We start from the raw sequence: 26,998 nt of genomic DNA, 5'->3' as shown, positions 1-26,998 counted from the left end.
CGCGAAAAACCCGGTCGGATCGGCCTGCGAGGCCCGTCCGGCCTTGACAGCCGCGCGATGCGGACCACACTGGAAGACGGGTCCGGCGGCCCGGTTGGCCGCCTCGTTCACAGGTGCGTTTTTGAACCGGCCGATGCCTGCAAGACGCGGTAACACTCCCGTATGTCAGGACATTGATCGAATAAAAAGCACCAAATTACAATTCCGTATATATTTCGCCGATGGACCAAAGAAAAACCGCCACACGACCCGAGCCGCCCCCGCCACGCACCTGGGATGCGCGGCTCGCGCGCTCGCTTGTCCGACCGCTCGTCGATACGCCGGTCACCCCGAATCACCTCACTACCCTTCGTCTGCTGATCGGCCTCGCCGGCGCCTGGTGCCTCGCGCACGGCGGCTTCGGCTGGAGCAATGCAGGCGCGTTCCTGATCGTGCTGTCGAACTTCGTCGACCACACCGACGGCGAGCTCGCGCGCATCAGCGGCAAGTCCAGCAAGATCGGTCATTTTTACGACCTCGCGGCGGATGCGCTCGTCACGGTCGCGCTGTTCGTCAGCATGGGCGTCGGCATCGTCGCGCAGGGCGGCCAGATGGTCGCGTCGCCGGTGCTGCTCGGCGCGGTGGCGGGCGCGGCCGTCGCACTGATCTTCTTCCTGCGCATGCGGATCGAATCGATCGCCGGCAAGGCCGGCACCAAGCAGGCGTTCGCCGGCGGCTTCGAGACCGAAGACGTGCTGTACCTGCTGCCGATCGTGACGCTCGTGGACGGCGTCGAGCCGTTCCTGCTCGCGGCGTCGATCGGCGCCCCGCTGTTCGCCGCCTGGGTCGTGATCGACTGGTGGCGCATCGTGCGGCGCGGCAACCTTCCGCAGAACCCGGCCGCGCAGAACCCAACCGAAATCCAGGCTTCCAAATGACTCCTAGCACGCGCGACGATTCCGTGCTGAGCCCGGCACGCCCCGCGCCCGTGCGCGCGGCCGCGGCCGATCCCGATCGCACCGTGGCCGACCGCGTCGGCCAGCTCGACCTCGACCGCCTGCGCGGCGACTACACGCGCCAGGGCTCGTTCCTCTATCTCGACGCCTTCCTGCCGGCCGACGCGCACGCGAAGCTGGCGAACGCCGCCCGTGCGATGCAGGCCGGCCTGAACCGCAATTACCTGCCCGGCCACAAGCAGGGCGGCAGCGTGAGCCGCCATACGATCGACGAGCAGGCGCCGTACATCGCCGAGCTGTATCGCTCGAAGGCACTCATCTCCTTCCTCGAGAAGATCACCGGCGACAAGCTGATGCTGTCGCCGGCCGACGATCCGCACGCGTACGCGCTGTATTACTACACGAAGCCCGGCGACCACATCGGCTGGCACTACGACACGTCGTACTACGACGGCCGGCGCTACACGCTGCTGATCGGCGTGATCGACGAATCGTCGTGCCGGCTCGACTACGAGCTGCATACGCGCAACCCGGACGTCGCCGACGAACCGGGCTCCGTGCAGATCGCCGACGGCGGCATCGTGCTGTTCGACGGCGACAAGCTGCGCCACCGCATCACGCCGCTCGGCCAGAACGAGATGCGCGTGTCGCTCACGTTCGAATACGTGACGAACCCCGGCATGCGGCCGTGGAAGCGCTTCATCTCGAACATGAAGGACGCGATCGCGTATTTCGGTTTCCGCCAGGTGTTCAAGCAACTGGCCACGCGACGCACGAGCGGGTCATGACACGCGCGGGCCTCATCCTGCTGTCCCTCGGGACCGCACTCTTCATCGCACTGCTGGCCTGGCAGGGCGTCGGCGCGGTGGCGTCCACGTTCCTCGCGGCCGGCTGGGGCCTCGCGCTCGTCGCGGCGTTCCACGTCGTGCCGCTCGCGATCGACGCGGTCGCGATCTCCGTGATGTTCCGCCGCGGGCAGCCGGGCGCCGAATTCGGCAACGCGCTGCGTGCGCGCTGGGTCGGCGAATCGGTGAACAGCCTGCTGCCCGCCGGGCAGATCGGCGGCCCGGTACTGATGGTGCGCCACCTCGCGCAGCGCGGCACGCGGATGGCCGACGCGGCCGCCGCCGTGACCGTCAGCACGACGATGCAGGCGCTCGCGCAAATGGCGTTCGCGCTGATCGGCATCGCCGCGTTCAGCCTGTATGCGACGCACGAATCGGTCGCGTATCTGCGCACGCCCGCGTTGATCGCGACCGGCGTGCTCGGTGCGCTCGCCGTCGCGTTCTACGCGGCGCAGCAGCGCGGGCTGTTCGGCCGCGGCCTGCGCCTCGCATCGAAGCTGCTCGGCCCGCGCGACTGGTCGTCGCTGGCCACGCGCGCCGACGCGATCGACGACGCGGTCGGCGCGCTGTACCGCGATCGCGCGAAGGTCGCGAAGACCTTCGCCCTGAGTCTCGCCGGCTGGATCGTCGGCACCGCGGAAGTGTGGCTCGCGCTGCACTTCCTCGGGCACCCGGTGAGCTGGCTCGACGCGCTGCTGCTCGAAAGCGTCGGCCAGGCGATTCGCGGGGCGGCCTTCGCGATTCCGGGCTCGCTCGGCGCGCAGGAAGGCGGCTACCTGCTGCTCGCGCCGCTGGTCGGCTTGCCGCCCGACGCGGCGCTCGCGCTGTCGCTCGCGAAGCGCGCGCGCGAACTCGCGCTCGGCCTGCCCGGCCTGCTCTATCTGCATTTCAGTGAAAGAAACTGGCAGCGGCGCCGCGCGCCGCAGCCGCTCGCCGACTGATCGTTCAGATCGCCGGCTTTTTGGTTGGAGAACCCATGCGAGCCATCATTCTTGCGGCAGGCCTCGGCTTGCGCCTGCAACAACCGCCCGAGGCGCAGTTCCCGAAGTGCCTGCTGCGCTTCGACGACGTGTCGCTGCTCGAGCGCCATCTGCGCGTGCTCGACGCCGCGGGCGTCGATGAAATCGTGCTCGGGCTCGGCTTCCAGCACGAGAAGGTCGAGCAGGAACTGAAGCGCCTCGGCCGCACCGCCGAGATCGTGATCAACGACCGCTACGACCTCGGCAGCGTGCTGACCGTGCATACCGTCGCCGATGCGATGACGCGCGGCGGCGACGTGCTGCTGATGGACGCGGACGTGCTGTACGACGAGAACATCCTGCACGCGCTGGTGGCCGATGCCGACAAGACGGTCGACCGCCTGTTGATCGACCGCGACTTCGAGGCCGGCGACGAACCCGTCAAGCTGTGCCTGAAGAACGGCGTGCCGGTCGAGCTGCGCAAGCAGCTCGCGGTCGACCTCGACTATGACACGATCGGCGAATCGGTCGGCTTCTTCCGTTTCACCGAAGGCACCGCGCGCCGCCTCGCGACCCTCGTCGCGGGCTACGTCGACAGCGGCCGCGCGAACATGCCGCACGAGGAAGCCGTGCGCGACCTGCTGCTCGAAGGCGGCCATTCGTTCGACGTCGCCGACGTCACCGGCTTGCCGTGGATCGAGATCGATTTCCCGAACGACGTCGCACGCGCGACGCAAGACATTCTTCCCCTGATTCAACGCACCACCGCCGGAGCCGCCCGATGAACGCACGCGAACCCAACTTCACCGAATCACGCAGCGCGCGCCTGCGCCGCATGCTCGTCAGCAGCGACCTCGAATTCCTGATGGAAGCGCATAACGGCCTGTCCGCGCGGATCGTCCGCGAGGCCGGCTTCAAGGGTATCTGGGCCTCGGGCCTCGCGATCTCCGCGCAGTTCGGCGTGCGCGACAACAACGAAGCGAGCTGGACCCAGGTCGTCGACGTGCTCGAGTTCATGGCCGACGCGAGCGACCTGCCGATCCTGCTCGACGGCGACACCGGCTACGGCAACTTCAACAACGTGCGCCGCCTCGTGAAGAAGCTCGAACAGCGCGGCATCGCGGGCGTGTGCATCGAGGACAAGCAGTTCCCGAAGACGAACAGCTTCATCGGCGGCGAGCGCCAGCCGCTCGCGGAAATCGACGAGTTCTGCGGCAAGATCAAGGCCGGCAAGGATTCGCAGACCGATCCCGACTTCTCGATCGTCGCGCGCGTCGAGGCGCTGATCGCGGGCTGGGGAATGGACGAGGCGCTGCGCCGCGCGAACGCGTATGCGGAAGCCGGCGCCGACGCGATCCTGATCCACAGCAAGCTGTCGCGCCCGGACGAGATCCTGCAGTTCGCGCGCGAATGGAGCGGCAAGGCGCCGCTCGTGATCGTGCCGACCAAGTACTACAGCACGCCGACCGACGTGTTCCGCCAGGCCGGCATCAGCACCGTGATCTGGGCGAACCACCTGATCCGCGCGTCGGCATCCGCGATGCAGGCGACCGCGCGCGAGATCCACGAGAGCGAAACGCTGATCAACGTCGAGGACCGCGTGGCATCGGTCAACGAGATCTTCCGCCTGCAGGACGCCGACGAGTACTCGGCGGCCGAGCGCATCTACCTGTCGTCGTCGTCTCGCGCGTCGAATGCCGCGATCGTGCTCGCAGCGAGCCGCGGCAAGGGCCTCGAAGCCGTGACCGAAGACAAGCCGAAGGTCATGCTGCCGGTCGCCGGCAAGCCGCTCTTGCGCTGGCTCGTCGACGGCTTCAAGACGCACGGCGTGAACGACATCACCGTGGTTGGCGGCTATCGCGCCGATGCGATCGACACGTCGGGCATCAAGCTCGTCGTCAACGAACGCCACGCGGAAACGGGCGAGCTCGCGTCGCTCGCATGCGCGGCCGAACGCCTGACCGGCGACACCGTGATCTCGTACGGCGACCTGCTGTTCCGCAGCTACATCGTGCGCGACCTCGCGGAGAGCGAGGCCGAGTTCAGCGTGGTGGTCGATTCGTCGCTCACCGAGACCAATCAGAGCGTGCGTGACTTCGCCCTCTGCTCGGCGGCCGACGACCGCGGCCTGTTCGGCCAGAAGACCTATCTGCAACGCGTGTCGAGCGACGTCGCGGCAGGCACCCCGCACGGCCGCTGGATCGGCCTGCTGAACGTGCGCGGTGCGGGCGTCGATCGCCTGAAGGCGATGCTCGCGACGCTGCAGGCGCGTCCTGATTTCGACACGCTCGACATTCCGTCGCTGCTGAACGAACTGATCGCCGCCGGCGAGAAGATCGAGGTGCAGTACGTGCACGGTCACTGGCGCGGCGTCAACGATCTGGAAGACTTCCGCCGCGCGGGCGACTTCGCGCACGGCCAGACGCCGCTGTCGGAACCGGGCACCGGCAACGGGGGCGCGCAATGATCGAAGCGGCCCAGTTCGTCGAAGCCGCGCGCGAACGCGGCTTCGACTGGTACGCGGGCGTGCCCTGCTCGTACCTGACGCCGTTCATCAATTACGTGTTGCAGGACCCGACGCTGCACTACGTGTCGGCCGCGAACGAAGGCGACGCGGTCGCGCTGATCGCAGGCGCGACGCTCGGCGGCAAGCGCGGGATCGCGATGATGCAGAACTCGGGGCTCGGCAACGCGGTGAGCCCGCTCACGTCGCTCACCTGGACGTTCCGCCTGCCGCAGTTGCTGATCGTCACGTGGCGCGGCCAGCCGGGCGTGGCCGACGAGCCGCAGCACGCGCTGATGGGCCCGATCACGCCCGCGATGCTCGATACGATGGAGATCCCGTGGGAGACGTTCCCGACCGACCCCGAGCAGGTCGGCCCGGCACTCGACCGCGCGATCGCGCACATGGACGAAACGGGCCGCCCGTACGCGCTCGTGATGCAGAAAGGCAGCGTCGCGCCGTATGAGCTGAAGGCGAACCCGGCCGCGACGCCGCGTGCGCACGTCGCCGCGCAATCGGCGTCGCGTGCGGCGTCGGCCGATGCGTGGCCGACCCGTCACGACGCGCTGCAGCGCGTGATCGCGCATACGCCGGTCGATTCGACCGTCGTGCTCGCGTCGACCGGTTTCTGCGGTCGCGAGCTCTACGCGCTCGACGATCGCCCGAACCAGCTGTACATGGTCGGCTCGATGGGCTGCGTGACGCCGCTCGCGCTCGGCCTCGCGCTCGCGCGCCCCGACCTGCACGTGGTGGCCGTCGACGGCGACGGCGCCGCGCTGATGCGCATGGGCGTGTTCGCGACGCTCGGCACTTACGGCCCGGCCAATCTCACGCACGTGCTGCTCGACAACGGCGCGCACGAATCGACAGGCGGCCAGGCGACGGTGTCGCAACATGTGTCGTTCGCGGGTGTCGCGGCCGCCTGCGGCTACGCGTCGGCGGTCGAAGGCGACACGCTCGACCTGCTCGACGCGACGCTGGCCGCAACCGACGAGGGGGTCCGGCCATCCGGTGCGCAATTCGTTCGCGTGGCGATCCGCACGGGCGTACCCGACGGCCTGCCCCGCCCGACCGTCACGCCGGTCGAGGTCAAGACCCGTCTGATGCGGCACATCGGCGCCGCGCAGACCGAAGCCCACGTTGAAGGAGCCCATTGATGCTGCTGCTGAACCCCGGCCCGGTCACGCTCTCCGAACGCGTGCGCCGCAGCCTGCTGCAACCCGATCTGTGCCATCGCGAAAGCGAATTCTTCGACCTGCAGGATGAAGCGCGTGCGCGCCTCGTCGCCGCGTACGAACTCGATCCGGCCGAATGGGCCGCCGTGCTGATGACGGGTTCGGGCACGGCCGCCGTCGAAAGCATGATCGCGGCGCTCGTGCCGCAGGACGGCAAGCTGCTCGTGATCGAGAACGGCGTGTACGGCGAGCGGATCACGCAGATCGCCACGCAGTACGGCATCGCGCACGAGGTGCTCAAGCATGAGTGGATGCAGGCGCCCGATCTCGCGCAGATCGCTGCGAAGCTCGATGCGGGTGGGTATTCGCATGTCGCCGTGATTCATCATGAAACGACGACGGGCCGGCTGAACGATCTCGGCGCGATTGCAGAAGTGTGCCGTGCGCGCGGCGTGAAGATGCTCGTGGACGGTGTCAGCAGCTTCGGCGCGGAAGCGATCGATTTTGCAGGCGGCGACATCGACGCGGTTGCCGCGACCGCGAACAAATGCCTGCACGGCGTGCCGGGCGCGGCGTTCGTGATCGTGCGCCGCAGCGCGCTCGCGAAAGCGGCGAGCCGCACGTATTACCTCGATCTCGGTCGTCTCGCGAAGCTGCAGGATCAGCGAAATACGCCGTTTACGCCGTCCGTGCATGCGTATTACGCGCTCGTCGAGGCGCTGCGTGAGTTTGATGAGGCCGGCGGCTGGCGTGCGCGGCATGCGCATTACAAGGCGCTCGCCGATCAGGCTCAAGCCGGGCTCGCGGCGCGCGGGATGCCGCTCGTGTTGCCGGAAGGCGCGTCGTCGGTCGTGCTGCGTGCGTATCGGTTGCCGCAGGGTGTGACGTACGAGACGCTGCATGACGGGTTGAAGGCACGCGGCTTCGTGATCTATGCGGGGCAAGGCGGGCTGTCGAAGGAACTGTTCCGGATCTCGACGATGGGCGCGATTCAGGCTGCGGATGTCGATTGGTTGCTGGAAGGGTTTACGGCGCTGACGCGGTAAGCGTTGTCCGAACCTCGTCTACGAAAGGCCCGCAAGGGCCTTTTTGTTGTTCTTTGCAAATTTCGGGGAACATGGGACAGGTTGTCGGCATTCGGCCACGAATAATCGGCCGCATGCACCGCCTGCCGGCCACTTGTATCTCGCTATCGAATTAGAAAACTGTCGTTCGGAGCGCAACACTCTTCGGACACCGGCCACGCCAAAGTCGTGTGCGTGCATAGATAGCGCAAGCAATGGTCACCGAGCATCACAATAAGGGACAGGCCTAATAATTTTCGTATTTAACATGCAAAACCGAGTCGCTTTGATCTCCTCGCTTCTAATCGCTGCAATATTGGCCGTTGGATGCGCACCAAATATCGCCGGATCACCCGAAGCATCACTCTCGGTCGGAAACCGCTCCGAACCAATTCTCCAGAAACAGGTGTGTTCTGCAAACGGTAGCGGCCAAAATACCGCATTCTTCTTGACCGTTTCAGGGGGAGGGTCTCGAGCTGCCTATTTAGGCGCGCGCGTAATATCAGAGTTAAAGGACGTCGACGGAACTGATCTAACGAACTACATCAACGTTGTTTCGTCCGTGTCAGGAGGATCGCTAGCTGCCGCGCTGTACGGCATTTCAACCGACCGGACTACAGGGGACAGTTGGCGGCCTGTATGGAATGATTCACTGATTCGCACACGGCTCGCTGAAAATTTGAAATTCGACATGGCCGAACAACTAGCAAATCCTGAGTTCCTTGGCGGCTACATTTTTGGTCACACGAATCGTACAGACGCGTTTTTTGCGGCTTTGAACTCAAGCGTTTTGTTTGGACTGTCGCCAGCTAAACGGCAACTGACACTTGGCGACTTTAATCCAAATCGTCCCCAGATTATTATCAATTCTACCGTTGCCACAGCCGAAGGCACCACGGCATTTCAGCCTCGACCGTTCGGGAGTCTGTTCACGTTTTCACCGTCGGACCTAGACTCCATCGGTGTCAATTACTCGACGTTGCCTCTCTCCCGTGCTGTCGCAGCATCTGCAGCGTTTCCCGGGTTGCTTTCTCCCGTCGTTCTAAACCGATTTCGGTTAGGCTCGACCGAGCGGGAGTTGGGAAAGCCGAGGTTCATCCATCTCATCGACGGCGGAAACGTTGACAACCTTGGTCTACTGGCGGTGAAAAGAGCATTGATTGAAGACTCGCATCGCCTCTTAACGAACTGCGACCAGATCGTGGTCCTGACGGTTGATGCATTTGGAGCGCAAGGGTTTCACCAAGATGACACGCCAAGCATGCGATCGGCTTCGGGATGGGTACTAGATACTCATACGCTTCTCGCTGCTTTTGACGCATTGTTGGCCGCAAATCGTACTCGCCTACTTGCGGAGTTCAAGTCACGCATGTTCACACCTCCCGCCGACAGCGAGCAGTGTCGCAAAGATGACTTGCCTTCGGACATCTGTGGCGGCGGCGTACGCGTGAATTGGGACGAAGTTAATGCCCTCCTGAAGCGTAAACTGTATTTTGTTCACCTATCGTTCGATAGCAGCGAGCTTGCAGAACCGCCAAACGTCGTTTACTGCGACGGTAAATACGGCGATCCAGACTCAAAGTGCCATGAACCGCCAATAAATTTGTGGGTATACGACAACGAGGAGAGAGCCCTCAGACTCCGCTTGAAAAAAATTCCGACGACGTTCGGTTTGTCGCTTGAGCAGCAAAGCGACATATCGATGTACGTGAAGCTACTGTTTAACCCAAAAAATATTTGTTTGATGCACTTACGGAAAATACTTTCTGGAACTGCTAAACATGCGTCAGGGTTCTACGAGAAAGCCTCAGATTCATGTGACGAGACGACCTCGTTTACAGAGGCACAGATGACTCGTCGAAGAAGTGGCGAGGAGGTGTTCGGTGACTGGATAGCTACACCGGGGCACAAAGTCGGTGACAATCCTTATATTGAAAGACGACGCTATGACCCGATTCCAACACTCGAGGCTCGGGAGGCGTTTTGGAAAAATGTCCTCAAATATTATGGATGGAATGGATCAGAGGCCAAGGGGCAATAGCGCCTACGGTTCGACTAGGTTTTCGATAAATATCGGCGAGAGGCCGCTGTACCACGGAATCCGTCGTTAGGCCCGAGAGGCCGCTTCGGGCCAGTGGCGACACTCACGAAAATTCATGAAGAAACATTTCCGATCGCGACAATGAGAATCCTTCGTTTTGCCCCGCTGCTGGCGCTCGCCGCCGCCCCTGTCGCCCACGCCGCCGACAGCCAGTCTTGCAGCGACGAAACCGTCACGGCCATCGCCCGCTGGGCCGGCATCGCGAGCGCACGCATCGCCACGCGCGACGCGGACCGGCTCGTCGTCGCGTCGTCGTGCAAGGCCATGCCGAACGCGCCGGAAACGACGATCGCCGCCGTCGCCTTCGATTCGCTGCCGAGGAGCAAGGACCCGTACGTCAGCCGCAAGCTACAGGTCGTGGCGCTCGTCGAGGGCGGCAAGGTCGTGGCGGCCGATCGGTCGGTGGTCGAAGAGGATGCGGCGACCGAGATCGACGAGAACAGCTATCGCATCGACACGGCGCCCTACCGTTTGTCGCCCGAGGTGCGCGCGTTCGGCGTCGTGTTTACAAGTAGCGCGCGTGGGCCGAGTTGCCCGGATGCCAACGCCAGCGAAGAGTTGACGCTGTGGGTGCGCGAAGGTGGCCGTATCCGCCCGGTGTTCGGTACGAATCTGTACGGCTGGGTCAGCGTCGAAGGCGACGCCTGCGGCCCGGGTACAGACGATGCGCGCAGCGAAGACGCCCGCATGACGATCGCCGTCGAGAAAACGTCGAGCCATGGCTTCGCCGACCTCTCGATCACCGCGCACATCACGAAGACGCAGCGCAAGAACGGGGATTACTCGGATACGGGCAAGCGCACGGCGCGCACGATCGTCCACTACGACGGTAAGTCCTATGGAATCGACATGTTCCGGAACTTCTGGTATTCGCCGGCCGCGATGAAATTGTTCAAGTAATGCCACGGGCGCGACGCCGCCCCGCCCGCCTACTCCACCACCTTCGGCCCGATCGCCTCGGTCGGCGCCGGCATCCGCAACGCGTCGTCCCGCACGCGTCGCGCCTCGCGCGCCGTATAGCGATCCTTCAACCGCAGGAACGGTTTTTCGACGAGGAAATAGCTGGCGGTCGCGGCCATCAGCGCCCACACAATGCCGAGCGGAAACCCATGCGGCACCGGCAATCGCGGGTTCGCAAAAGGCTGCTGCCACAGATAGAGGCTGAACGAAATCGTGCCGACGAACACCATCGGCCCGGCGCGCAGCCAGCGCGCGCACCAGAACTCGCCGCGGAAATTCAGCACGACGATCACGATAGCGATCAGCGCGGCTTCGAGCGTCACGCCGTACGTCGCATTCCAGAAGCCGCCGAGCCGGTGTTCGGCGAGCGGCATGCCGAGCAGCACGACGAAGACGAGCGCCGTCACGATGCGCGCCTCGCCGCGCCACGTGCCGATCCACGCTTCGAGCCGTTCGCGGTTGAGCGACGCATAGCAGCCGATCAGGATCGGATCGACACCCGTGTGCAGCATCATCCCGAGTTGCCCGCGCAGCGCGGGCGCAACGAAATACGTCATGGCGCGCACCAGCGGCACGATCAGGATCAGCGCGGCCAGCCACCGTGTGCCGGCGCGGCGCATGCCGAACACGAACAGCAGCGGCCAGAACCAGTAGAACTGCTCCTCGAGCGCGAGCGACCAGAAATGACCGAGGTACCACGCGCCGTCCGGATGCAACGCGTTGTCGCCGGTCAGCCCGAACCATGCCGAGTAATTCCAGAGATGCAGCGCCGCATAGAGCCACTGCCGGCGATCGACGTCGAAGCCGCCAGCGAATGCCACGATCGCGACGGCCGCGAGATACACGTAGCAGGCCGGCCAGATCCGCAGCGCCCGGCGCACGTAGAACGACGTCAGCGCGATACCGCCGGTGCGCGCGAACTCGGCCCGCAGCACGTTGGTGATCAGGAAACCGCTCAGCACGAAGAAGATCAGCACGCCGAGCCGGCCGTCGGCGATCAGCCGCAACGGCGCATACCAGCCCGTATAGCCGCCGGGCAGCACATGCTCGGCATGACCGACGACGACCATCGCGACCGCGACGGCGCGCAACCCGGTCAACTGCGTGACGCGATGGTTCATCGGCTGGTTTCCGTTGGCACGGTGGAGAAACAGGAGTTGGCGGGCGCCCGATCCGCACGCCGCCCTGCCGCCGGGATTTTGTATGAAAAATATCGGAATGAAATTGCTTCAAAAATCCGCGGCGCACATGCCGCCAGCGACGGACGCCCCGCCACAACGTGCCAACGTCCGGCGCGGCGAATGGGCATAATGACAAGCCTTGTCCGGCGGCGGCCGGTCCGATGCCCACGCAACGAATTTTGCGGCGCAGCACTCTCCGCAGTACCCGCCCGCACACCGGCCCGCACCTCGTCCGCCCCTGTCGACCCTCACCCGGAGCCTGCCTGTGTACCCACCGATCGAACCTTACGCCCACGGCCACCTCGACACCGGCGACGGCCACCGCATCTACTGGGAGCGCTGCGGCAACCCGGCCGGCAAGCCCGCCGTGTTCCTGCACGGCGGCCCCGGCGCCGGCTGCGGCCCCGACCATCGCCGCCTGTTCGATCCCGAGCGCTACGACATCCTGCTGTTCGACCAGCGCGGCTGCGGGCGCTCGACGCCGCACGCGAGCCTCGAGAACAACACGACATGGGATCTGGTCGCCGATATCGAACGCCTGCGCGAGATGGTCGGCGCCGAGCAATGGCTGGTGTTCGGCGGCTCGTGGGGCAGCGCGCTGGCGATCGCGTACGCCGAGACGCACCCCGAACGCGTGAGCGCGCTGATCGTGCGCGGCATCTTCACGATGCGTCGCGCGGAATTGCTGTGGTACTACCAGGAAGGCGCGTCGTGGCTGTTCCCCGATCACTGGGAAGACTTCCTTGCACCGATTCCGGAAGCCGAGCGCGGCGACCTGATGGCCGCCTACCATCGTCGACTGACCGGCGACGACGAAGCCGCGAAGCTCGAAGCCGCGCGCGCGTGGAGCATCTGGGAGGGCCGCACGATCACGCTGCTGCCCGATCCCGCGCTCGCCGCGCACTTCGCGGACGGCCACTACGCACTCGCGTTCGCGCGGATCGAAAACCACTACTTCGTGAACAAGGGCTTCGTCGAGGAAGGCCAATTGCTGCGCGACGCGCATCGGCTCGCCGGCATTCCGGGCGTGATCGTGCAGGGCCGCTACGACATCGCGACACCCGCACGCACGGCGTGGGAGCTATCGAAGGCGTGGCCGGAGGCGACGTTCGAAATCGTGCCCGGCGCCGGACACGCATACAACGAACCGGGGATTCTCGAAGCGCTGGTCGCGGCGACGGACCGGTTCGCCGCCTGAGCAACATAACAACGCGAACCGATGCGGCGCGTGCTGCCGTGCCTGCCGGCACGCTCACGCGCCGCCCGATCACAAAGCGGCTTCGACGATCGTCCGACCGCTGATCGCCTGCTCGACGAGCTGTTCGTCACCGACCTTGCGGATCGCGTCGTCGAGCAGCCCTTCCGGTTCCTCGGTCGCTACCTTCAGCAAGCCTGACAGCCCGCGCGCATCGAGCACCACGAGCGTCTCCATCGAATCCGCGCGGCTCACGAGCACGCGGCGGAATGCCGGGCCCGCACCGAAGCTCGCACAAAGCGCGATCGTCTCGTTGCCGAGCGTGTAGTCGAAGTGCTTGATCATGGTCTGCCGCCGTTGCATGGAAATGGCGACGCGCGACGACGCGGCGCCGTGACGTCGACGCACCCGCGCGTGCCGCCGGCGCGTCGGACCGGGGTCCGAATCGTTCGCCGGCATCACCATGCTAGGCGTGCAGAATTAACGAAGACTTAAAGCGGGTGAGCCCGCCTGGCGGCACCCTCAAGCCGCATCGAGCGGCTCGACCGTCACGCCGACCTTCAGTTCCTGATCCGCCCCGCCGCCGCGGATCACGCCGCGCAACGGCGTCACGTCCGCGTAGTCACGCCCGATCGACAGCATCACGTAGTCGTCGCCCGGCGCACGATCGTTGGTCGGATCGAGTTGCAGCCAGCCGCCATCCTCGGGCCACGCCGGGTCGTACACCTCGACCCACGCATGCGACGCATCGGCGCCGATCAGCCGCGGCTGGCCGGGTGGCGGCTGCGTCAGCAGATAGCCGCTGACGTAGCGCGCGGCCAGCCCGAGCGAGCGCAGCGCGCCGATCATCACGTGCGCGAAATCCTGGCAGACGCCCTTGCGCAGCCGCAGTGCGTCGAGTGCCGACGTCGTGATGTCGGTGCTGTTCGGCGTGTACGCGAAATCGGCATGCACGCGCCGCATCAAATCCCACGCCGCCTGCACCAGCGGCCGCTGCGGCGTGAAGCTCGCGGCCGCGTACGCGGCAAGTTCAGGGTCGCACGCCACGTGCGGCGACGCGAACAAGAATTCGCTCGCCGGGTCGTAAGGCTGCCCCGCGCGGAACCGCAAGCGGTCGCGCACGGCCTCCCACGCGGTGGCCAGCGCGGCGTCCGGGTTCGCGATCGCAGGCGGCGGCTCGCCGCGTGCGCCGAGCGACCACGCGGGCGGCGTCACGCGCACGGTGCTGCGGCTGCGCACCAGCAGCGTGTCGTGCGGCAGGTTCAGCGCGAACGACGCGCGTGCATTGCCGAACGCGTCGAGTTCGGTGCAGACCGATTCCGGCGCGGGCTCGATGTCGAGCGAGAACGACAGCACCTGCTGGCGCGGCGTCGCGAGCGGTTGCAGGCGTGCCTGGTGCTGCGCGGATTCGACGCGTGCTGCGTAACGGTATTCGGTGTCGTGCGTGACGCGCAGCAACCGGCCCGGTGCGGCGGCGGCCGGTGCGTTCGTTGCGGCCTGGCCTTGGCCTTGGCCTTGGCCTTGGCTCTGGGCCTGGGCTGGGGCTGGAGCCGGAACGGGAGCCGAGGCCGGCGCCTGCCGTGCGCTTGCGGAACCGGCCGGTGTTTTCGGCGCGCCTTTCGTCGTCACCATAGCGTCCTGCCCGCCTCGCGCACGTGGCTGAAATAGCGCTCGCCGATCCGGTTCGACAGCTCCCAGACCGCCTTCACCGTCGTGTCGAGCGCGGCGAGCAGCTTCTCGTGCCGACCGCCTTCGGTGGTCTCGCACAGCTCGTGCAGCGACCACGCGGGGATGTCCGGCACCGTCTCGGCCAGCTCGGACAGCGCATAGCCTTCGCCGCGCTCCACTTTGGTCAGCCGCCCGCGCAGCGCCTGCACGACCCAGCCGAGCGAGCGCGGGTTGTCGGTATCGAGCACGACGAGCGACAGCAGCGGCGCGACGTCGAAGCCGCGCTGGAAGCGCGAGCGGAACGTGATCGTGCTGTCGAACAGTTCCAGCACGAGTTCAAAGCCGTCCTGCCGATGCACGGCGCCTTCGTCGAACGCGAACTTCAGCACGCTGCACAGGAAGTCGAGCCGGTCGATCTGCCGGCCGATCGACAGCAGGCGCCAGCCGTCGTCGCGCGTCATGTTGTCGGTCTGCGCGCCGGTGATCGCGCCGAGCAGCAGGCCGAGGCGCTCCAGCAACTGCAGCGCGTCGTTGCCGACCTGCTCCTCCGCTTCCTGCTGCCCAGCGCTGTCGGCGAACAGTTGGGTCGCGTCGTCGATCAGCCGCCATTGATCGCTCGACAGCCGCTCGCGGATCGCCGCCGCCGCCCCGCGCATGCCGAACAGGCACGACGCGATCCCCGACGTGCGGTCGGCGCCGCGCGTCAGCGACGTCGCCAGCTCATGCTGGAACGCGCGCGGCGCATCGACGGCGTTCGGCGCGTCGGCCGCGATCAGGCCGGTGTCGCGGCACAACGTGTCGATCAGTTCCAGATGCGCGGGGCTGTCGACGTCGTCCTCGCCGCGCAGCCGTTCGAGCGCGGCACGCGCCAGACGCATCAGGTTGGTCGCGCGCTCGGTGTAGCGGCCGAGCCAGAACAGGTTCTCGGCCGCGCGGCTCGCGATCGCGCGCGGCCGCTCGACGAGATCGTCGGGGCCGAGGTGCGTCTGCAGCAGCGTCGTCGAATCGACGATGCCCTCGGTCATCACCCACGTATCGACGGTACTGCCGCCATGCGGCATCGGCGCATTGAACAGCGTGTCGCGCGTGCCGACCCGCGACAGCCCGCCCGGCAGCAACCGCCAGCGCTGCGCGCCGTCGGCGAGCGCGAACACGCGCAGCAGCAGCGGCTTCGGCACGATCCGCGCACTGTCGTTGCCGTCGGGCGCATCGGGCCGCGGCCAGGTCGGCGCCTGCGACAGCGGCAGATCCGCCTGCACCGTGTAATGTTCGGGCCGCGCGAGAATCCGCGCGCGCCATTCCGCCAGTTGTGCCTGCGTGAGCCGCGCGCCGATCACCGGTTCGAATGCACCGTTCTCCTGCACGTCGGGCGGATAGGATGCCTTGACGATGCTGCGCGCGAGCCGCGGCAGCGCGTCGTCGCACGCGGCCGCCTCGCCGCACCACCACGAATGCACGGCCGGCAGCGTCAGCGTTTCGCCGAGCAGGCCTTCCGCGAGACGCGGCATGAAGCCGAGCATCGCCGGCGATTCGAGGAAACCCGAGCCCGGGGCATTCGCGAGCAGCACGTTACCCGCGCGCACGGCCTGCAACAGCCCCGGCACGCCGAGCATCGAATCGGGCCGCAGTTCGAGCGGATCGAGCCACGCGTCGTCGACGCGCCGCAGGATGCCGTGCACCGGTTCGAGCCCGCTCAGCGTCTTCAGGAATACGCGGTTGTCGCGCGCGGTCAGGTCGCCGCCTTCGACGAGCGTGAGGCCGAGATAGCGTGCGAGATACGCATGCTCGAAATAGGTCGCGCTGTGCGGCCCCGGCGTCAGCAGCACGATCCGCGAATTCTTCGCGGCAGGGCTCAGCGACTGCATGCTTTGCAGCAGCGCACGGTACGCGGAGGCGAGACGCTGCACGCGCAGCCCGCGGAAGCCGCGCGGGAAGAGCCGCGACACGATCAGCCGATTCTCGAGCAGGTAGCCCAGCCCGGCCGCGCCCTGCGTGTGTTGCGCGACGATCCGCCACTGGCCGTCCGGGCCGCGCGCGAGATCGAACGCGACGACGTGCAGCCACGTATCGCCCGGCACGTGTGCGCCGCGCATCGCGCGCAGGTAGCCAGGGTGGCCGGTGACGAGCGCGGGCGGCAGCAGCCCGCGCTCCAGGATCGTCTGCGGCCCGTACAGGTCGGCCAGCGTCGCGTTGAGCAGCCGCACGCGCTGCAGCACGCCACGCTCGATCGCGACCCAGTCATCGGGCGTGACGATCAGCGGAAGCAGGTCGAGCGACCACGGGCCGACCGCGCCGTCGCCGGCGCGCTGCTCGTGCAACTGGTAGAACAGGCCGTTCTCGCGCATGCGCCGGTGGAGCGCGTCGGCACGGCGGTCGAGGTCGGCCACGCCGTCGCTGCCGATCGACGTGAAGAAGCTGCGCCACGCGGGCGCAAGCGCGGGCGCGTTCAGGCCGGCCGCGCTGCCGCGCAGTTCGTCGTAGCGGCCGGCAGCGGCCGGCGCCGCGAGCGCGGCGGCCAGTTCGGCGGCGTCCGGCTGCGCGCCGGTATCGAAAAGCGTGGGCATCGCGTCGAGGGCGGCGGGATGGTCGAAGTCAATGGGCGGCACGATGTCGTTCCGTCGTCAGGGTGCGGCCGCGCACGCGCGCCGCCATTCGGGCGGCAAGCCGCGGTGCGGAACCGCAATCTGCCCGCATCCTAGCATTCCGGCCGGGCCGCGACCCGCCGGTGTGCCCGGAGATCGCGAACCGCGCATCGTCGTCCGCCCAGTCATCGATCGTTCACGGCCGCCGCAAGTCGAGCGTGAACGGGAATTCGCGGCTCGGTGAGGCAGCCGCGACGTCCATCCGGCCCGGCGTGTGCCCGATCTCGACGAAGCGCGCGAGCCGGCGGCTCTCGGCCTCGTACGCATTGATCGGGAACGTCGCGTAGTTGCGCCCGCCCGGATGCGCGACGTGATACCGGCAGCCGCCGAGCGAGCGCTGCAGCCACGTATCGACGATGTCGAACGTGAGCGGGGCGTGCACGCCGATGGTCGGATGCAGCGCCGACGGCGGCGACCACGCCTTGTAGCGCACGCCCGCGACATATTCGCCGACGGTGCCGGTCGGCTGCAGCGGCAGCGCGCGGCCGTTGACGGTCACGACGTGCCGGTTGTCGTTCAGCCCCGTCACGCGCACTTCGAGCCGTTCGACCGACGAATCGACGTAGCGCACCGTGCCGCCAGGCGCGCCCTCCTCGCCCATCACGTGCCACGGTTCCAGCGCGCCGCGCAGCGACAGTTCCATCCCGTTCACCGCGATCTGCCCGAACAGCGGGAAACGGAATTCGAAGTGCGGCGCGAACCACGCCGGATCGAACGCGAAACCGGCGTCGCGCAACTCGGCCAGCACGTCGTCGAAATCCATCTGAAGAAATTCCGGCAGCATGAACCGGTCGTGCAGCGCGGTGCCCCAGCGCGTGAGCGGCGTCGTGTACGGCGCGGCCCAGAAGCGGGCGACCAGCGCGCGCAGCAGCAGTTGCTGCACGATGCTCATCCGCGCATGCGGCGGCATCTCGAACGCGCGCAGTTCGAGCAGGCCGAGCCGGCCGGTGGACGAATCGGGCGAATACAGCTTGTCGATGCAGAACTCGCTGCGGTGCGTGTTGCCCGTCACGTCGATCAGCAGGTTGCGCAGCACGCGGTCGACGAGCCACGGCGGCATGTCCTGCCCGAACAGCAGCTTGTTGCGCTGGATTTCCGCGAACGCGATGTCGAGCTCGTAGAGCTGGTCGTTGCGGGCCTCGTCGACACGCGGCGCCTGGCTCGTCGGCCCGATGAACAGCCCCGAGAACAGGTAGGACAGCGACGGATGGTTGTGCCAGTACGCGATCAGGCTCGCGAGCAGATCGGGGCGGCGCAGGAACGGGCTGTCGGCCGGCGTCGCGCCGCCGAGCACGAAGTGGTTGCCGCCGCCCGTGCCGACGTGCCGTCCGTCGACCATGAACTTCTCGCTGCACAGCCGCGACTGCCACGCGGCGTCGTACAGGAATTCGGTGTGGTCAACGAGTTCGTCGAAGCTCGCGGCCGGATGGATGTTCACCTCGATCACGCCGGGATCGGGCGTCACCTGCAGCAGCTTCAGCCGTGCGTCGCGCGGCGGCGGATAGCCTTCGAGCACGAGCTTCACGCCGAGCGCCTGCGCGGTCAGCTCGATCGCGCCGAGCAGCTCCAGATAATCCTCGAGCGCGGCAAGCGGCGGCATGAACAGGTACAGGATGCCGTTGCGCACTTCGACGCACAGCGCGGTGCGCGTGATCCACGCGGCCGATTCGAAGCGCTCGGGCCGGCGATGCGGGTCCACGGCGCCCGGTCGGCCGCGCGTGGCGGTGCCATCGTCGCGCCACTGCATCACGGTCTGCGCGGACGCTTCGCGATGCACGCCGGCGAGATAGCGCGGCGCGTCGGCCGGGCCCGCGTAGCGGGCGCGCATGGCGGCGGCGTCCGGCAACGCGTCGCGCGGCGCGAACGGATCGCGCTCGACCAGGTACGGATGGTCGCCGCGGGCCGCCCACGGCAGCGAATCGAGCGGCAGCCGATAGCCCATCGGCGAATCGCCCGGCACGAGGTACATCCGCTCGTCGCGGAAGAACCACGGGCCCGTTTGCCAGCGCGGCCCCTCGAGGCCGGGCGTGTCGTCCGTGCGCTTGACCGGCAGCACATAGCCGACCACGCTGTCGAGCTGCTGCTCGAACACCTTGCGCAGCCGCGCGCGCTCGAGCTCGTCGTCGAGGCGCGCGTCGAACGGATCGACGTTGACCGGCAGCCGGCGCTCGCGCCACAGGTAGTACCAGACGTCCTCGTAGCCGGGCTGGATGAATTCGCCGGTCAGGTTCAGCCGCGCGGCGAGCGCATCGATGAAGCGCTTCGCGTCGCCGGTCGTGTACGCGGACGGCTCGCGCTCGTCGGCGAACAGCGACGGATCCCGCCACACGGGCTGGCCGTCCGCGCGCCAGAAGATCGACAGCGCCCAACGCGGCAGTTGCTCGCCCGGGTACCACTTGCCCTGCCCGAAATGCAGGAAGCCGCCGTCGCCGTATTCGGCGCGCAATCGCTGCACGAGTTCGGTCGCATAGCCGCGCTTGGTCGGGCCGAGCGCATCGGTGTTCCACTCGGCGCCGTCGCGATCGTCGATCGACACGAAGGTCGGCTCGCCGCCCTGCGTGAGCCGCACGTCGCCGGCGGCCAGCGCGCCGTCGACCTGCGTGCCGAGCGCGAGCACGGCTTCCCACTGCGATTCCGTATACGGCTTCGTCACGCGCGGCGATTCGTACACGCGCGTCACGCTCATCTCGTGCTCGAACGACACCTCGCACTCGTCGATCAGCCCTTCGACCGGCGCGGCGCTGGTCGGCTGCGGCGTGCACGCGAGCGGAATATGCCCTTCGCCGGCGAGCAGGCCGGACGTCGGGTCGAAGCCGATCCAGCCGGCGCCCGGCAGATAGACCTCGCACCACGCGTGCAGGTCGGTGAAATCGACCGACGTGCCGCTCGGGCCGTCGAGCGATTTGACGTCGGGCGTGAGCTGGATCAGGTAACCCGACACGAAGCGCGCGGCGATGCCGAGATGGCGGCACAGCTGCACCAGCAGCCACGCGCTGTCGCGGCACGAGCCGGACGCGAGCTCGAGCGTCTGCGCGGGCGTCTGCACGCCGGGCTCCATCCGCACGAGATAGCCGATGTCGCGCTGAAGCTGCTGGTTCAATGCGACGAGGAAGTTCGTGGTGCCCGCCGGCGTGCGGTCCACGCCGTCGAGATACGCGCGAAACAGCGGCGCGGCGCTCGTCTGCGGGTCGCATGCGAGATACGGCGCGAGCTCGGTCTTCAGCGCGTCGTCATAGTTGAACGGGTATTGCTCCGCGCTCGCTTCGAGGAAGAAATCGAACGGGTTGTACACCGACATCTCGGCGACGAGATCGATCGTGATCTCGAAATGCTCGGTGCGCTCGGGAAACACGAGCCGCGCGAGATAGTTCGAGAACGGGTCCTGCTGCCAGTTGATGAAGTGCTGCGCGGGCTCGACCGTCATCGAATACGCGAGGATCGGCGTCCGGCAATGCGGCGCGGGCCGCAGCCGCACGACCTGCGGGCCGAGGTTGACGAGCCGGTCGTAGCGATAGCGGGTGGTGTGATGCAGCGCGACGTGGATGGACATGGGAGCTCGAGTCGGGTTGGGCCGGCCGCGCACGCCGCGTCGCTTGCGACGCGGCGGCCCGGCATGGCGGAGGCGGCGAAGGCGCGCCGCGGGTCAGACGAGTTCCGGCGTCTGCACGACGCTGATCTCGACGCCGACGGCCGTCGCGCCGAGCCCCGTCACCGGCTGCGCGTCGCGATGGTCGAGGCCGACCGCGATGCGCACGTAGCGTTCGTCCGGGCAACGGTTCATGAACGGGTCGAAGCCGACCCAGCCGAGCCCTTCGACATAGGCCTCGGCCCATGCGTGGCCGGCCGGCTGCTGCGCCAGCGCCGTGGCTTGCGGCTGCGCGCCGAGCGCCGCCGGCGACTGCCCCTGGGATTGCGACTGCGACTGCCCTTGCGACTGGGACTGCGATTGCGCGGCATGCGACGCGCCGAGCACCTGCTGCATGCCGTCGCCGCTCTGCAGCGCGAGCGCTTCCTCCTCCTCGATGTCGCCCGCGTTCTGCTTCGCGTCGGCGATGCGCTGCATCGCGCTGTCGGCCAGCACGTAGCCCGAGATGTAGCGCGCGGGGATCTTCAGCACGCGCGCGGCCGCGATGAACGCATGCGCATGGTCACGGCTCGTGCCCTCGCCGCTTTGCAGCGCGGTTTCCGCATCGACGGCGGCGTCGGCGGCCACGTTCGGCGCGTACGCGATGCGGCCGTGCACTTCCGTCATCAGCCAGTGCAATGCGTCGAGACCGTGCGGCTCGATCGGCAGCGCGTCGGTCAGCGCGCGCACGGTGTCGCCGGCCTTCGTGAGCGCGGTCTCGCGCTCGAAGATCCACGGCGGCGCATAGCCTTCGGAATTCCCCTGAATGCCCGCGCGGTCCTGCGTCTCGACGACGCCGGCCGCCACGACGACGATCTCGGCCTTCGCGCCGCGATCGTGGCGCACGAGATCGATCCGGTTGCCGAGCCCGTCGGCGTAAGACAGCGTCGGCTCGACGCCGTCGATCGTGACCTGCCACGCGCGCACCGTCTGGCCGGGGCCCGACTGCGGGCGCAGGCGCAGCCGTTGCAGCGCATGGCTGGCTTGATCGTCGAACTGATAACGCGAAATGTGTCGAATGGCGAGTCGCATGGCAAGTCTCAGTCGAAGTTGTAAGCCTGGGCGATTTCGAGCCCGAGGCTGTTGTTGCGGCCGATGAAGTCGGTCAGGAACTCGTGCAGGCCGCTCTTGAAGATCCGCTCGACCGAGGTATCGGACAGCAGTTGCAGAATCTTCGTGGCCGTGTCGTGACACGGGTGTGTCACGCCGTAATCCTTCGCGAGCAGGTTCAGGCTCGACACGACGCGTCCGTAGCAATAGCGCAGCGAACGCGGCATACGGCCGTTCAGGATCAGGTAATCGGCGATGTTCAGCGGCTTGTACTGCACGTCGTACACCCAGCGATACGAACGGTGCGCGGCGACGCAGCGCAGGATCGTCTCCCATTGGTAGTTGTCGAGGATCGTGCCGACGTGCGACACCGACGGCAGCAGCAGGTGATACTTCACGTCGATGATCCGCGCGGTGTTGTCCGCGCGCTCGATGAAGGCGCCGATCTGCGCGAAATCGAAGATCTCGTTGCGCAGCATCGTGCTGTAGAAGCTGCCGAGGATCAGCGCGGTTTCGCGCTTCACTTCGTCGAGCACGGCCGGCAGCTCGCTTTCCGGCACCGGCTGCGCCAGCGCGCGGCGCAGCGCGAGCCACGCGCCGTTCACGCTCTCCCACGCCTCGCGCGTGAGCGCCGTGCGCACCATCCGCGCGTTCGAGCGCGCGGCCTCGATGCACGACAGCACGCTCGACGGGTTGTCGCGGTCGCGCAGCAGGTAGTCGGTCACGGTATCGGCCGCATACGCGTCGTATTTCTCCCGATAGCCGTCGTCGGCGCCCGAGCTGACGAGCACCGACGACCATTCGGCCGGCGCGTCGGCCGTGCGCGTGAGCGCCATCCGCAGCCCGGCATCCACGATGCGCGCGATGTTCTCCGCGCGCTCGATATAGCGGTACATCCAGTAGAGGCCGCTTGCAGTACGTCCCAGAAGCATCTCGTGTCCACTCCGTCTTCGTTCGGTTCGCGCGCCGGCTCCGGCGCGCGCGGTCGTGCCCGGCTCAGTCGGCCAGCACCCAGGTGTCCTTGGTGCCGCCGCCCTGGCTCGAGTTGACGACCAGCGATCCTTCCTGCAGCGCAACGCGCGTGAGCCCGCCCGGCGTGATGCGGATCCGGTCCGACACCAGCACGAACGGCCGCAGGTCGACGTGGCGCGGCGCGAGGCCGGCGTCGGTCAGGATCGGCGTCGTGGACAGCGCGAGCGTCGGCTGCGCGATGTAGTTCGCGGGACGCGCGCGCAGCTTCGCGGAAAATGCCTCGAGTTCGGCCTTCGACGCGCACGGCCCGACCAGCATCCCGTAGCCGCCCGAGCCGTGCACTTCCTTCACGACCAGTTCGTCGAGATGCGCGAGCACGTACTTCAGGCTGTCGGCCTCGCCGCAGCGCCAGGTCGGCACGTTCTCCAGCAGCGCCTTGCGGCCCGTGTAGAACTCGACGATCTCCGGCATGTACGAGTAGATCGCCTTGTCGTCGGCGATGCCGGTGCCGGGCGCGTTCGCGATCGTGATGTTGCCCGCGCGGTACACGTCCATGATGCCGGCCACGCCGAGCACCGAATCGGGCCGGAACGTGAGCGGGTCGAGGAACGCGTCGTCGACGCGGCGGTACAGCACGTCGATCGGCTGGAAGCCTTCGGTGGTGCGCATCGCGACGCGGCCGTCGATCACCTGCAGGTCGCTGCCCTCGACGAGGTGCACGCCCATCTGGTCGGCGAGGAACGAATGTTCGTAGTACGCGGAATTGTGGATGCCGGGCGTGAGCACCGCGATAGTCGGGTTGTCGGCATTGCCGCCCGGCGGGCACACGGCCGCGAGCGACTGGCGCAGCATCTGCGGATAGGTTTCGACCGGGCGCACCTTCACCTGCTGGAACAGCTCGGGAAAGAGCTGCATCATCGTTTCGCGGTTTTCCAGCATGTACGACACGCCGGACGGCGTGCGCGCGTTGTCTTCCAGCACGTAGAACGCGTTCTCGCCGGTGCGCACGATGTCGACGCCGATGATGTGCGTGTAAACGTTGCCGGGCGGCCGGAAATCGATCATCTCGGGGATGAACGCCTCGTTGTGCGCGATCAGGTGCTTCGGCACGATGCCCGCGCGCACGATTTCCTGACGGTGGTAAATGTCGTCGAGGAACGCGTTCAGCGCCATCACGCGCTGCTCGATGCCGAGCGACAGCCGGCTCCATTCCGCCCCCGAGATGATGCGCGGGACGATGTCGAACGGAATCAGCCGCTCGGCGGCCTCCGCGTCGCCGTAGACGGCGAACGTGATGCCCGTCTTGCGGAACACGCCTTCCGCGTCATGGGCCTTCTGGGCGAGGCTCGCAGGGTTCTGCGTGTCGAGCCATTGCTTCAGGCGCGCGTAAGGCGCCCTTACCATGTCGCCGGATTGCAGCATTTCATCGAATGGCTTCATCGATCTTTTCTCCATCGATCGTTTTCCCCGGCATTGCGCATGCCGGACCGGCGTACTGAATGCTTTGCAAGGAACGTGCCTTGCTCGATCCCTTCGATATCCCCCCGTTTTTCGCGCCGCGTCAAGCATGCCTGCGCGGCATTACGCACCACAACGGTGCAACCTCGGACGCGCCGGCCGCTCGCGGTGCGCCGCGAGCGTGCACGATCGATGCTGCGCCGCGTCCGACGAACATAGTTCTCCCACGTGTCACGGCTGTGCAATCTGCACTGCACCAAAAGCGGCGAGCCAACGCCCCCGAAACGACCATGAACGGGTGGGCCGGCACGCACACGGCGCAGCCGGCCCTGGGGGGAAGTGCCGTCCGGGCGGCCGCGACAGTCCGACGCGATGAACTGTCCGGTTAACCGGTCCGGCCCCTCAACGCTATGCAGCCGTAATCCCGCCGACAACGCCCATGCATATTTCGACTGACACCGATCGAAAAAAAACATCGGCCCGAGCGGCGCGATGCGCGGTACGCTAGAACGTTGGTGCAGCAGACGGCGCCGCCTTTCAGGCGCCCGACTATAAAAAGCGAAGATCGAAATGGAAGCAAAGTGGCTGGAAGATTTCCTGAGCCTGGCGGATACCAAGAGTTTTTCCCGGGCCGCGCGTCACCGGCACCTGACGCAGTCGGCGTTCAGCAGGCGAATCGCCGCCCTCGAAACCTGGATGGATGCGAAGCTGGTGGACCGGAGCATCAATCCGATCGCGCTGACGCCGGCCGGCCAGATGTTCCGCGGGCTCGCCGCGGACATCCTGCGCAGCATGTATGCGGCGCGCAATCTCGTGAACGGCTACGACCAGTTCGCGGCGAGCGACCAGGTCGTGCGCTTCGCCGTCGCGCATACGCTCGTGTTCACGCTGTTTCCCGAATGGCTCAAGCAGCTCAACAGCGAGGTCGGCCACATCACTGCCCGCGTCAATGCGGTGAACGTGCCGGAAGGCGTGCAGCAGCTGGTCGAAAGTGAATGCGACCTGCTGCTCGGCTATCACCATCCGCAGTTGCCGATCGTGCTCGACCCGAACCACTTCCCGTTCGTCAGCCTCGGCGTCGAGCGGATCCTGCCCGTGTCGTCGCCCGACGCGCGCGGCAAGCCGGTGTTCCAGCTGCCCGGCACGCCCGATGCCCCGCTGCCGCTGCTCGCGTATTCGTCGGGCGCCTTTCTCGGCAACATCGTCGAGATGCTGCTGCTGAATGCGACCGAGCCGTACGTGCTGCACCGGTGTTTCGAGACGCACATGTCCGAGGCGCTGAAAGGCATGGTCGTGGCCGGGCACGGCATCGGCTGGCTGCCGGAAAGTTGCGTCGCGAAGGAGCTCGCCGACGGCACGCTCGTGTGCGCGGGCACCGGCGACTGGATCACCGAACTCGAAATCCGCCTGTATCGATCGGCGCGCAAGCGCGGGCTCGCGGCCGAGCAGCTGTGGGCCTACATCATGAACCGGCCGCGCACGGCGCTCGACGGTGCGATCGGTATTGAAGAGGCGGCCGCGCCGGCGATGCGCAGCGCGCGGCGAAGCGCGGGCGGCACCCGCTGACGGCGTATTCGCGCCGTGAATCTCCCGGCGCGAATACGTGCGCTCACCATAGCAATCGATAATCCCGCCGGCCTCCGTAAAATCCCTCGACGGCTCATAATCGATTTCTATAAAACGCAAACGTTTGCGAATCATGTCGTATTTTTTACTGTTTTCCGTATTAAGTAAGAATAATCGGCCCGCTTTTCCAGACAGAAATACCTTGTTACACAAGTTTCGATTTACCTGTAACTGTCGGAATCATCAAAAACGTCGCACCCTCATTTCATGATGGGCGATCTGTATCCGGTTCTTCATCGATTCGCCTCGAATACAGCCGCAATAGTTTCTTTTATCAGTCGTTATTTTTCGGCACGAAGGGCGATACCTCCGACGTGATTCAAAGCGTGCTCGATCATCGCTACCGACTAGCAATTTCCATGTTCGGCAATATCGCCTTTATTCAGCATTAAGCGATCCTCATAAATCCTTCTTTATCCTATTTAGATAAGATCTTTTCTCTCGTCCCATTCGGGCCACACGCGGTTGTTGGTTCAAAAACCATCGTGTATCAATAGCGTGTCGCAAAAAGAACGTTGGCAAATTCGACTCGGCGTCGACGCGCGTCATCGATTCCGGACGGGAGATTGCAATGTCACCCTCGCTTCGACAGCAGGCTCGCCCTTTCCTGAGCGTCGTGCTCTCCACGCTCTGCATGAACGCCACGGCCCAGACACCGGCGGCCCCGCCGCCGGCGTCCAGTCCGGGGGCAAACCGGTACGTGATTTCGTATATCTGCGGCGACGCACGGATCGACGGTACCGCGCCGCTTCCCCCTGACGGACGCCCGTACAACCTGGGCGTGTCTTTCTTGTCGGGGAGCACCGGGCAGCCCCTCTCCAACGTGCAGGTGCGCCTGCGCCGGCATGGGCGCGTGCTCGTCGAATTCAACGCCCCGGGATCGCGCTGCCTGTTCAGCGTGCCGGATGCGAGCTATCGGGTCGAGGGGACCTATCAGGGAGCCACCCAGTTCGCGATCGTCGAGACGGGCACGCTCACCACGCAGTTGCGATGGTGAACGTCGCGCCGCCCCGCTCCGATCGCGTCATTCGGAGAACGC

At 66.5% G+C, this 26,998-nt stretch carries 20 protein-coding genes; 12 read left to right on the top strand and 8 right to left on the bottom strand.

Going from position 1 to position 26,998, the window contains the following annotated elements; genetic code table 11:
- The first annotated feature begins 221 nt into the window (after positions 1–221).
- The 9 genes from HWX07_RS30145 (at position 222) to HWX07_RS30105 (ending at position 10,482) form a co-directional block, all read left to right on the top strand.
- Positions 222–917 (top strand): CDP-alcohol phosphatidyltransferase family protein, encoded by a 696-nt coding sequence (locus HWX07_RS30145; protein WP_175878763.1) that lies wholly within the window; start codon positions 222–224, stop codon positions 915–917.
- Positions 914–1,723: a 2OG-Fe(II) oxygenase gene (locus tag HWX07_RS30140; RefSeq protein WP_175878762.1), complete on the top strand. Its 810-nt coding sequence runs from the start codon at positions 914–916 to the stop codon at positions 1,721–1,723. The genes HWX07_RS30145 and HWX07_RS30140 overlap by 4 nt, the downstream gene beginning before the upstream one ends.
- On the top strand, positions 1,720–2,721 hold the full coding sequence (locus HWX07_RS30135; protein WP_175878761.1) for an HpnL family protein: 1,002 nt from the start codon (positions 1,720–1,722) through the stop codon (positions 2,719–2,721). Before HWX07_RS30140 ends, HWX07_RS30135 begins: the two co-directional genes overlap by 4 nt.
- A 35-nt stretch (positions 2,722–2,756) precedes the next feature.
- Positions 2,757–3,524, top strand: coding sequence for a phosphocholine cytidylyltransferase family protein (locus tag HWX07_RS30130; protein WP_012338349.1), 768 nt, complete (start codon positions 2,757–2,759; stop codon positions 3,522–3,524).
- The gene (aepX, locus tag HWX07_RS30125) at positions 3,521–5,206 is read left to right on the top strand and encodes a phosphoenolpyruvate mutase (protein ID WP_175878760.1); all 1,686 of its coding nucleotides are present in this window, start codon (positions 3,521–3,523) and stop codon (positions 5,204–5,206) included. The genes HWX07_RS30130 and aepX overlap by 4 nt, the downstream gene beginning before the upstream one ends.
- Positions 5,203–6,399 (top strand): phosphonopyruvate decarboxylase, encoded by a 1,197-nt coding sequence (gene aepY, locus HWX07_RS30120; protein ID WP_175878759.1) that lies wholly within the window; start codon positions 5,203–5,205, stop codon positions 6,397–6,399. Before aepX ends, aepY begins: the two co-directional genes overlap by 4 nt.
- The gene (locus HWX07_RS30115; protein ID WP_175878758.1) at positions 6,399–7,463 is read left to right on the top strand and encodes a 2-aminoethylphosphonate aminotransferase; all 1,065 of its coding nucleotides are present in this window, start codon (positions 6,399–6,401) and stop codon (positions 7,461–7,463) included. The genes aepY and HWX07_RS30115 overlap by 1 nt, the downstream gene beginning before the upstream one ends.
- A gap of 286 nt (positions 7,464–7,749) precedes the next feature.
- On the top strand, positions 7,750–9,522 hold the full coding sequence (locus tag HWX07_RS30110) for a patatin-like phospholipase family protein (RefSeq protein ID WP_175878757.1): 1,773 nt from the start codon (positions 7,750–7,752) through the stop codon (positions 9,520–9,522).
- Between the two features lie 141 nt (positions 9,523–9,663).
- Positions 9,664–10,482: a multidrug ABC transporter ATPase gene (locus HWX07_RS30105; protein WP_175878756.1), complete on the top strand. Its 819-nt coding sequence runs from the start codon at positions 9,664–9,666 to the stop codon at positions 10,480–10,482.
- A 29-nt stretch (positions 10,483–10,511) separates the two neighbouring features.
- Here the strand turns inward: HWX07_RS30105 and HWX07_RS30100 are convergent, their stop codons facing one another.
- On the bottom strand, positions 10,512–11,663 hold the full coding sequence (locus HWX07_RS30100; protein WP_175878755.1) for an acyltransferase: 1,152 nt from the start codon (positions 11,661–11,663) through the stop codon (positions 10,512–10,514).
- Between the two features lie 325 nt (positions 11,664–11,988).
- Here HWX07_RS30100 and pip point away from each other — a divergent pair, with 325 nt between their 5' ends.
- A complete protein-coding gene (pip, locus tag HWX07_RS30095) occupies positions 11,989–12,921 on the top strand; it encodes a prolyl aminopeptidase (RefSeq protein WP_048989122.1) in 933 nt (310 codons plus the stop codon).
- A 69-nt stretch (positions 12,922–12,990) separates the two neighbouring features.
- On the opposite strand, the gene HWX07_RS30090 is transcribed toward pip, so the two are convergent.
- The 7 genes from HWX07_RS30090 to HWX07_RS30060 all read right to left on the bottom strand — a co-directional run bounded on the left by HWX07_RS30090 (position 12,991) and on the right by HWX07_RS30060 (position 24,315).
- Complete coding sequence (locus tag HWX07_RS30090; protein ID WP_027807048.1) at positions 12,991–13,263, bottom strand: hypothetical protein; 273 nt, start codon at positions 13,261–13,263, stop codon at positions 12,991–12,993.
- A gap of 177 nt (positions 13,264–13,440) precedes the next feature.
- The gene (locus tag HWX07_RS30085; RefSeq protein ID WP_175878754.1) at positions 13,441–14,550 is read right to left on the bottom strand and encodes a transglutaminase family protein; all 1,110 of its coding nucleotides are present in this window, start codon (positions 14,548–14,550) and stop codon (positions 13,441–13,443) included.
- Positions 14,544–17,150, bottom strand: coding sequence for a circularly permuted type 2 ATP-grasp protein (locus HWX07_RS30080; protein WP_175878801.1), 2,607 nt, complete (start codon positions 17,148–17,150; stop codon positions 14,544–14,546). The genes HWX07_RS30085 and HWX07_RS30080 overlap by 7 nt, the downstream gene beginning before the upstream one ends.
- Before the next feature lie 214 nt (positions 17,151–17,364).
- On the bottom strand, positions 17,365–20,778 hold the full coding sequence (locus HWX07_RS30075) for a transglutaminase family protein (RefSeq protein WP_175878753.1): 3,414 nt from the start codon (positions 20,776–20,778) through the stop codon (positions 17,365–17,367).
- A 93-nt stretch (positions 20,779–20,871) separates the two neighbouring features.
- Positions 20,872–21,885, bottom strand: coding sequence for a transglutaminase family protein (locus HWX07_RS30070; protein WP_175878752.1), 1,014 nt, complete (start codon positions 21,883–21,885; stop codon positions 20,872–20,874).
- 8 nt (positions 21,886–21,893) lie between these two features.
- Complete coding sequence (locus HWX07_RS30065; protein WP_011547955.1) at positions 21,894–22,835, bottom strand: alpha-E domain-containing protein; 942 nt, start codon at positions 22,833–22,835, stop codon at positions 21,894–21,896.
- Between the two features lie 64 nt (positions 22,836–22,899).
- Positions 22,900–24,315: a circularly permuted type 2 ATP-grasp protein gene (locus tag HWX07_RS30060; protein ID WP_012338365.1), complete on the bottom strand. Its 1,416-nt coding sequence runs from the start codon at positions 24,313–24,315 to the stop codon at positions 22,900–22,902.
- 588 nt (positions 24,316–24,903) lie between these two features.
- On the opposite strand from HWX07_RS30060, the gene HWX07_RS30055 reads away from it, so the two are divergent.
- Positions 24,904–25,899 carry a LysR substrate-binding domain-containing protein gene (locus HWX07_RS30055; RefSeq protein WP_175878751.1) on the top strand — a complete coding sequence of 332 codons (996 nt, stop codon included), beginning with the start codon at positions 24,904–24,906 and terminating at the stop codon, positions 25,897–25,899.
- Positions 25,900–26,530: 631 nt separating this feature from the next.
- Positions 26,531–26,956 (top strand): hypothetical protein, encoded by a 426-nt coding sequence (locus tag HWX07_RS30050; RefSeq protein ID WP_175878750.1) that lies wholly within the window; start codon positions 26,531–26,533, stop codon positions 26,954–26,956.
- Positions 26,957–26,998: the final 42 nt, after the last annotated feature.

Source organism: Burkholderia sp. BCC0097 (assembly GCF_902832985.1).
In the GTDB taxonomy this organism is placed as follows: Bacteria; Pseudomonadota; Gammaproteobacteria; order Burkholderiales; family Burkholderiaceae; genus Burkholderia; species Burkholderia orbicola.
Note: the sequence above shows the minus strand (reverse complement) of the source record. Positions and strands in the feature narration are given on the sequence as shown.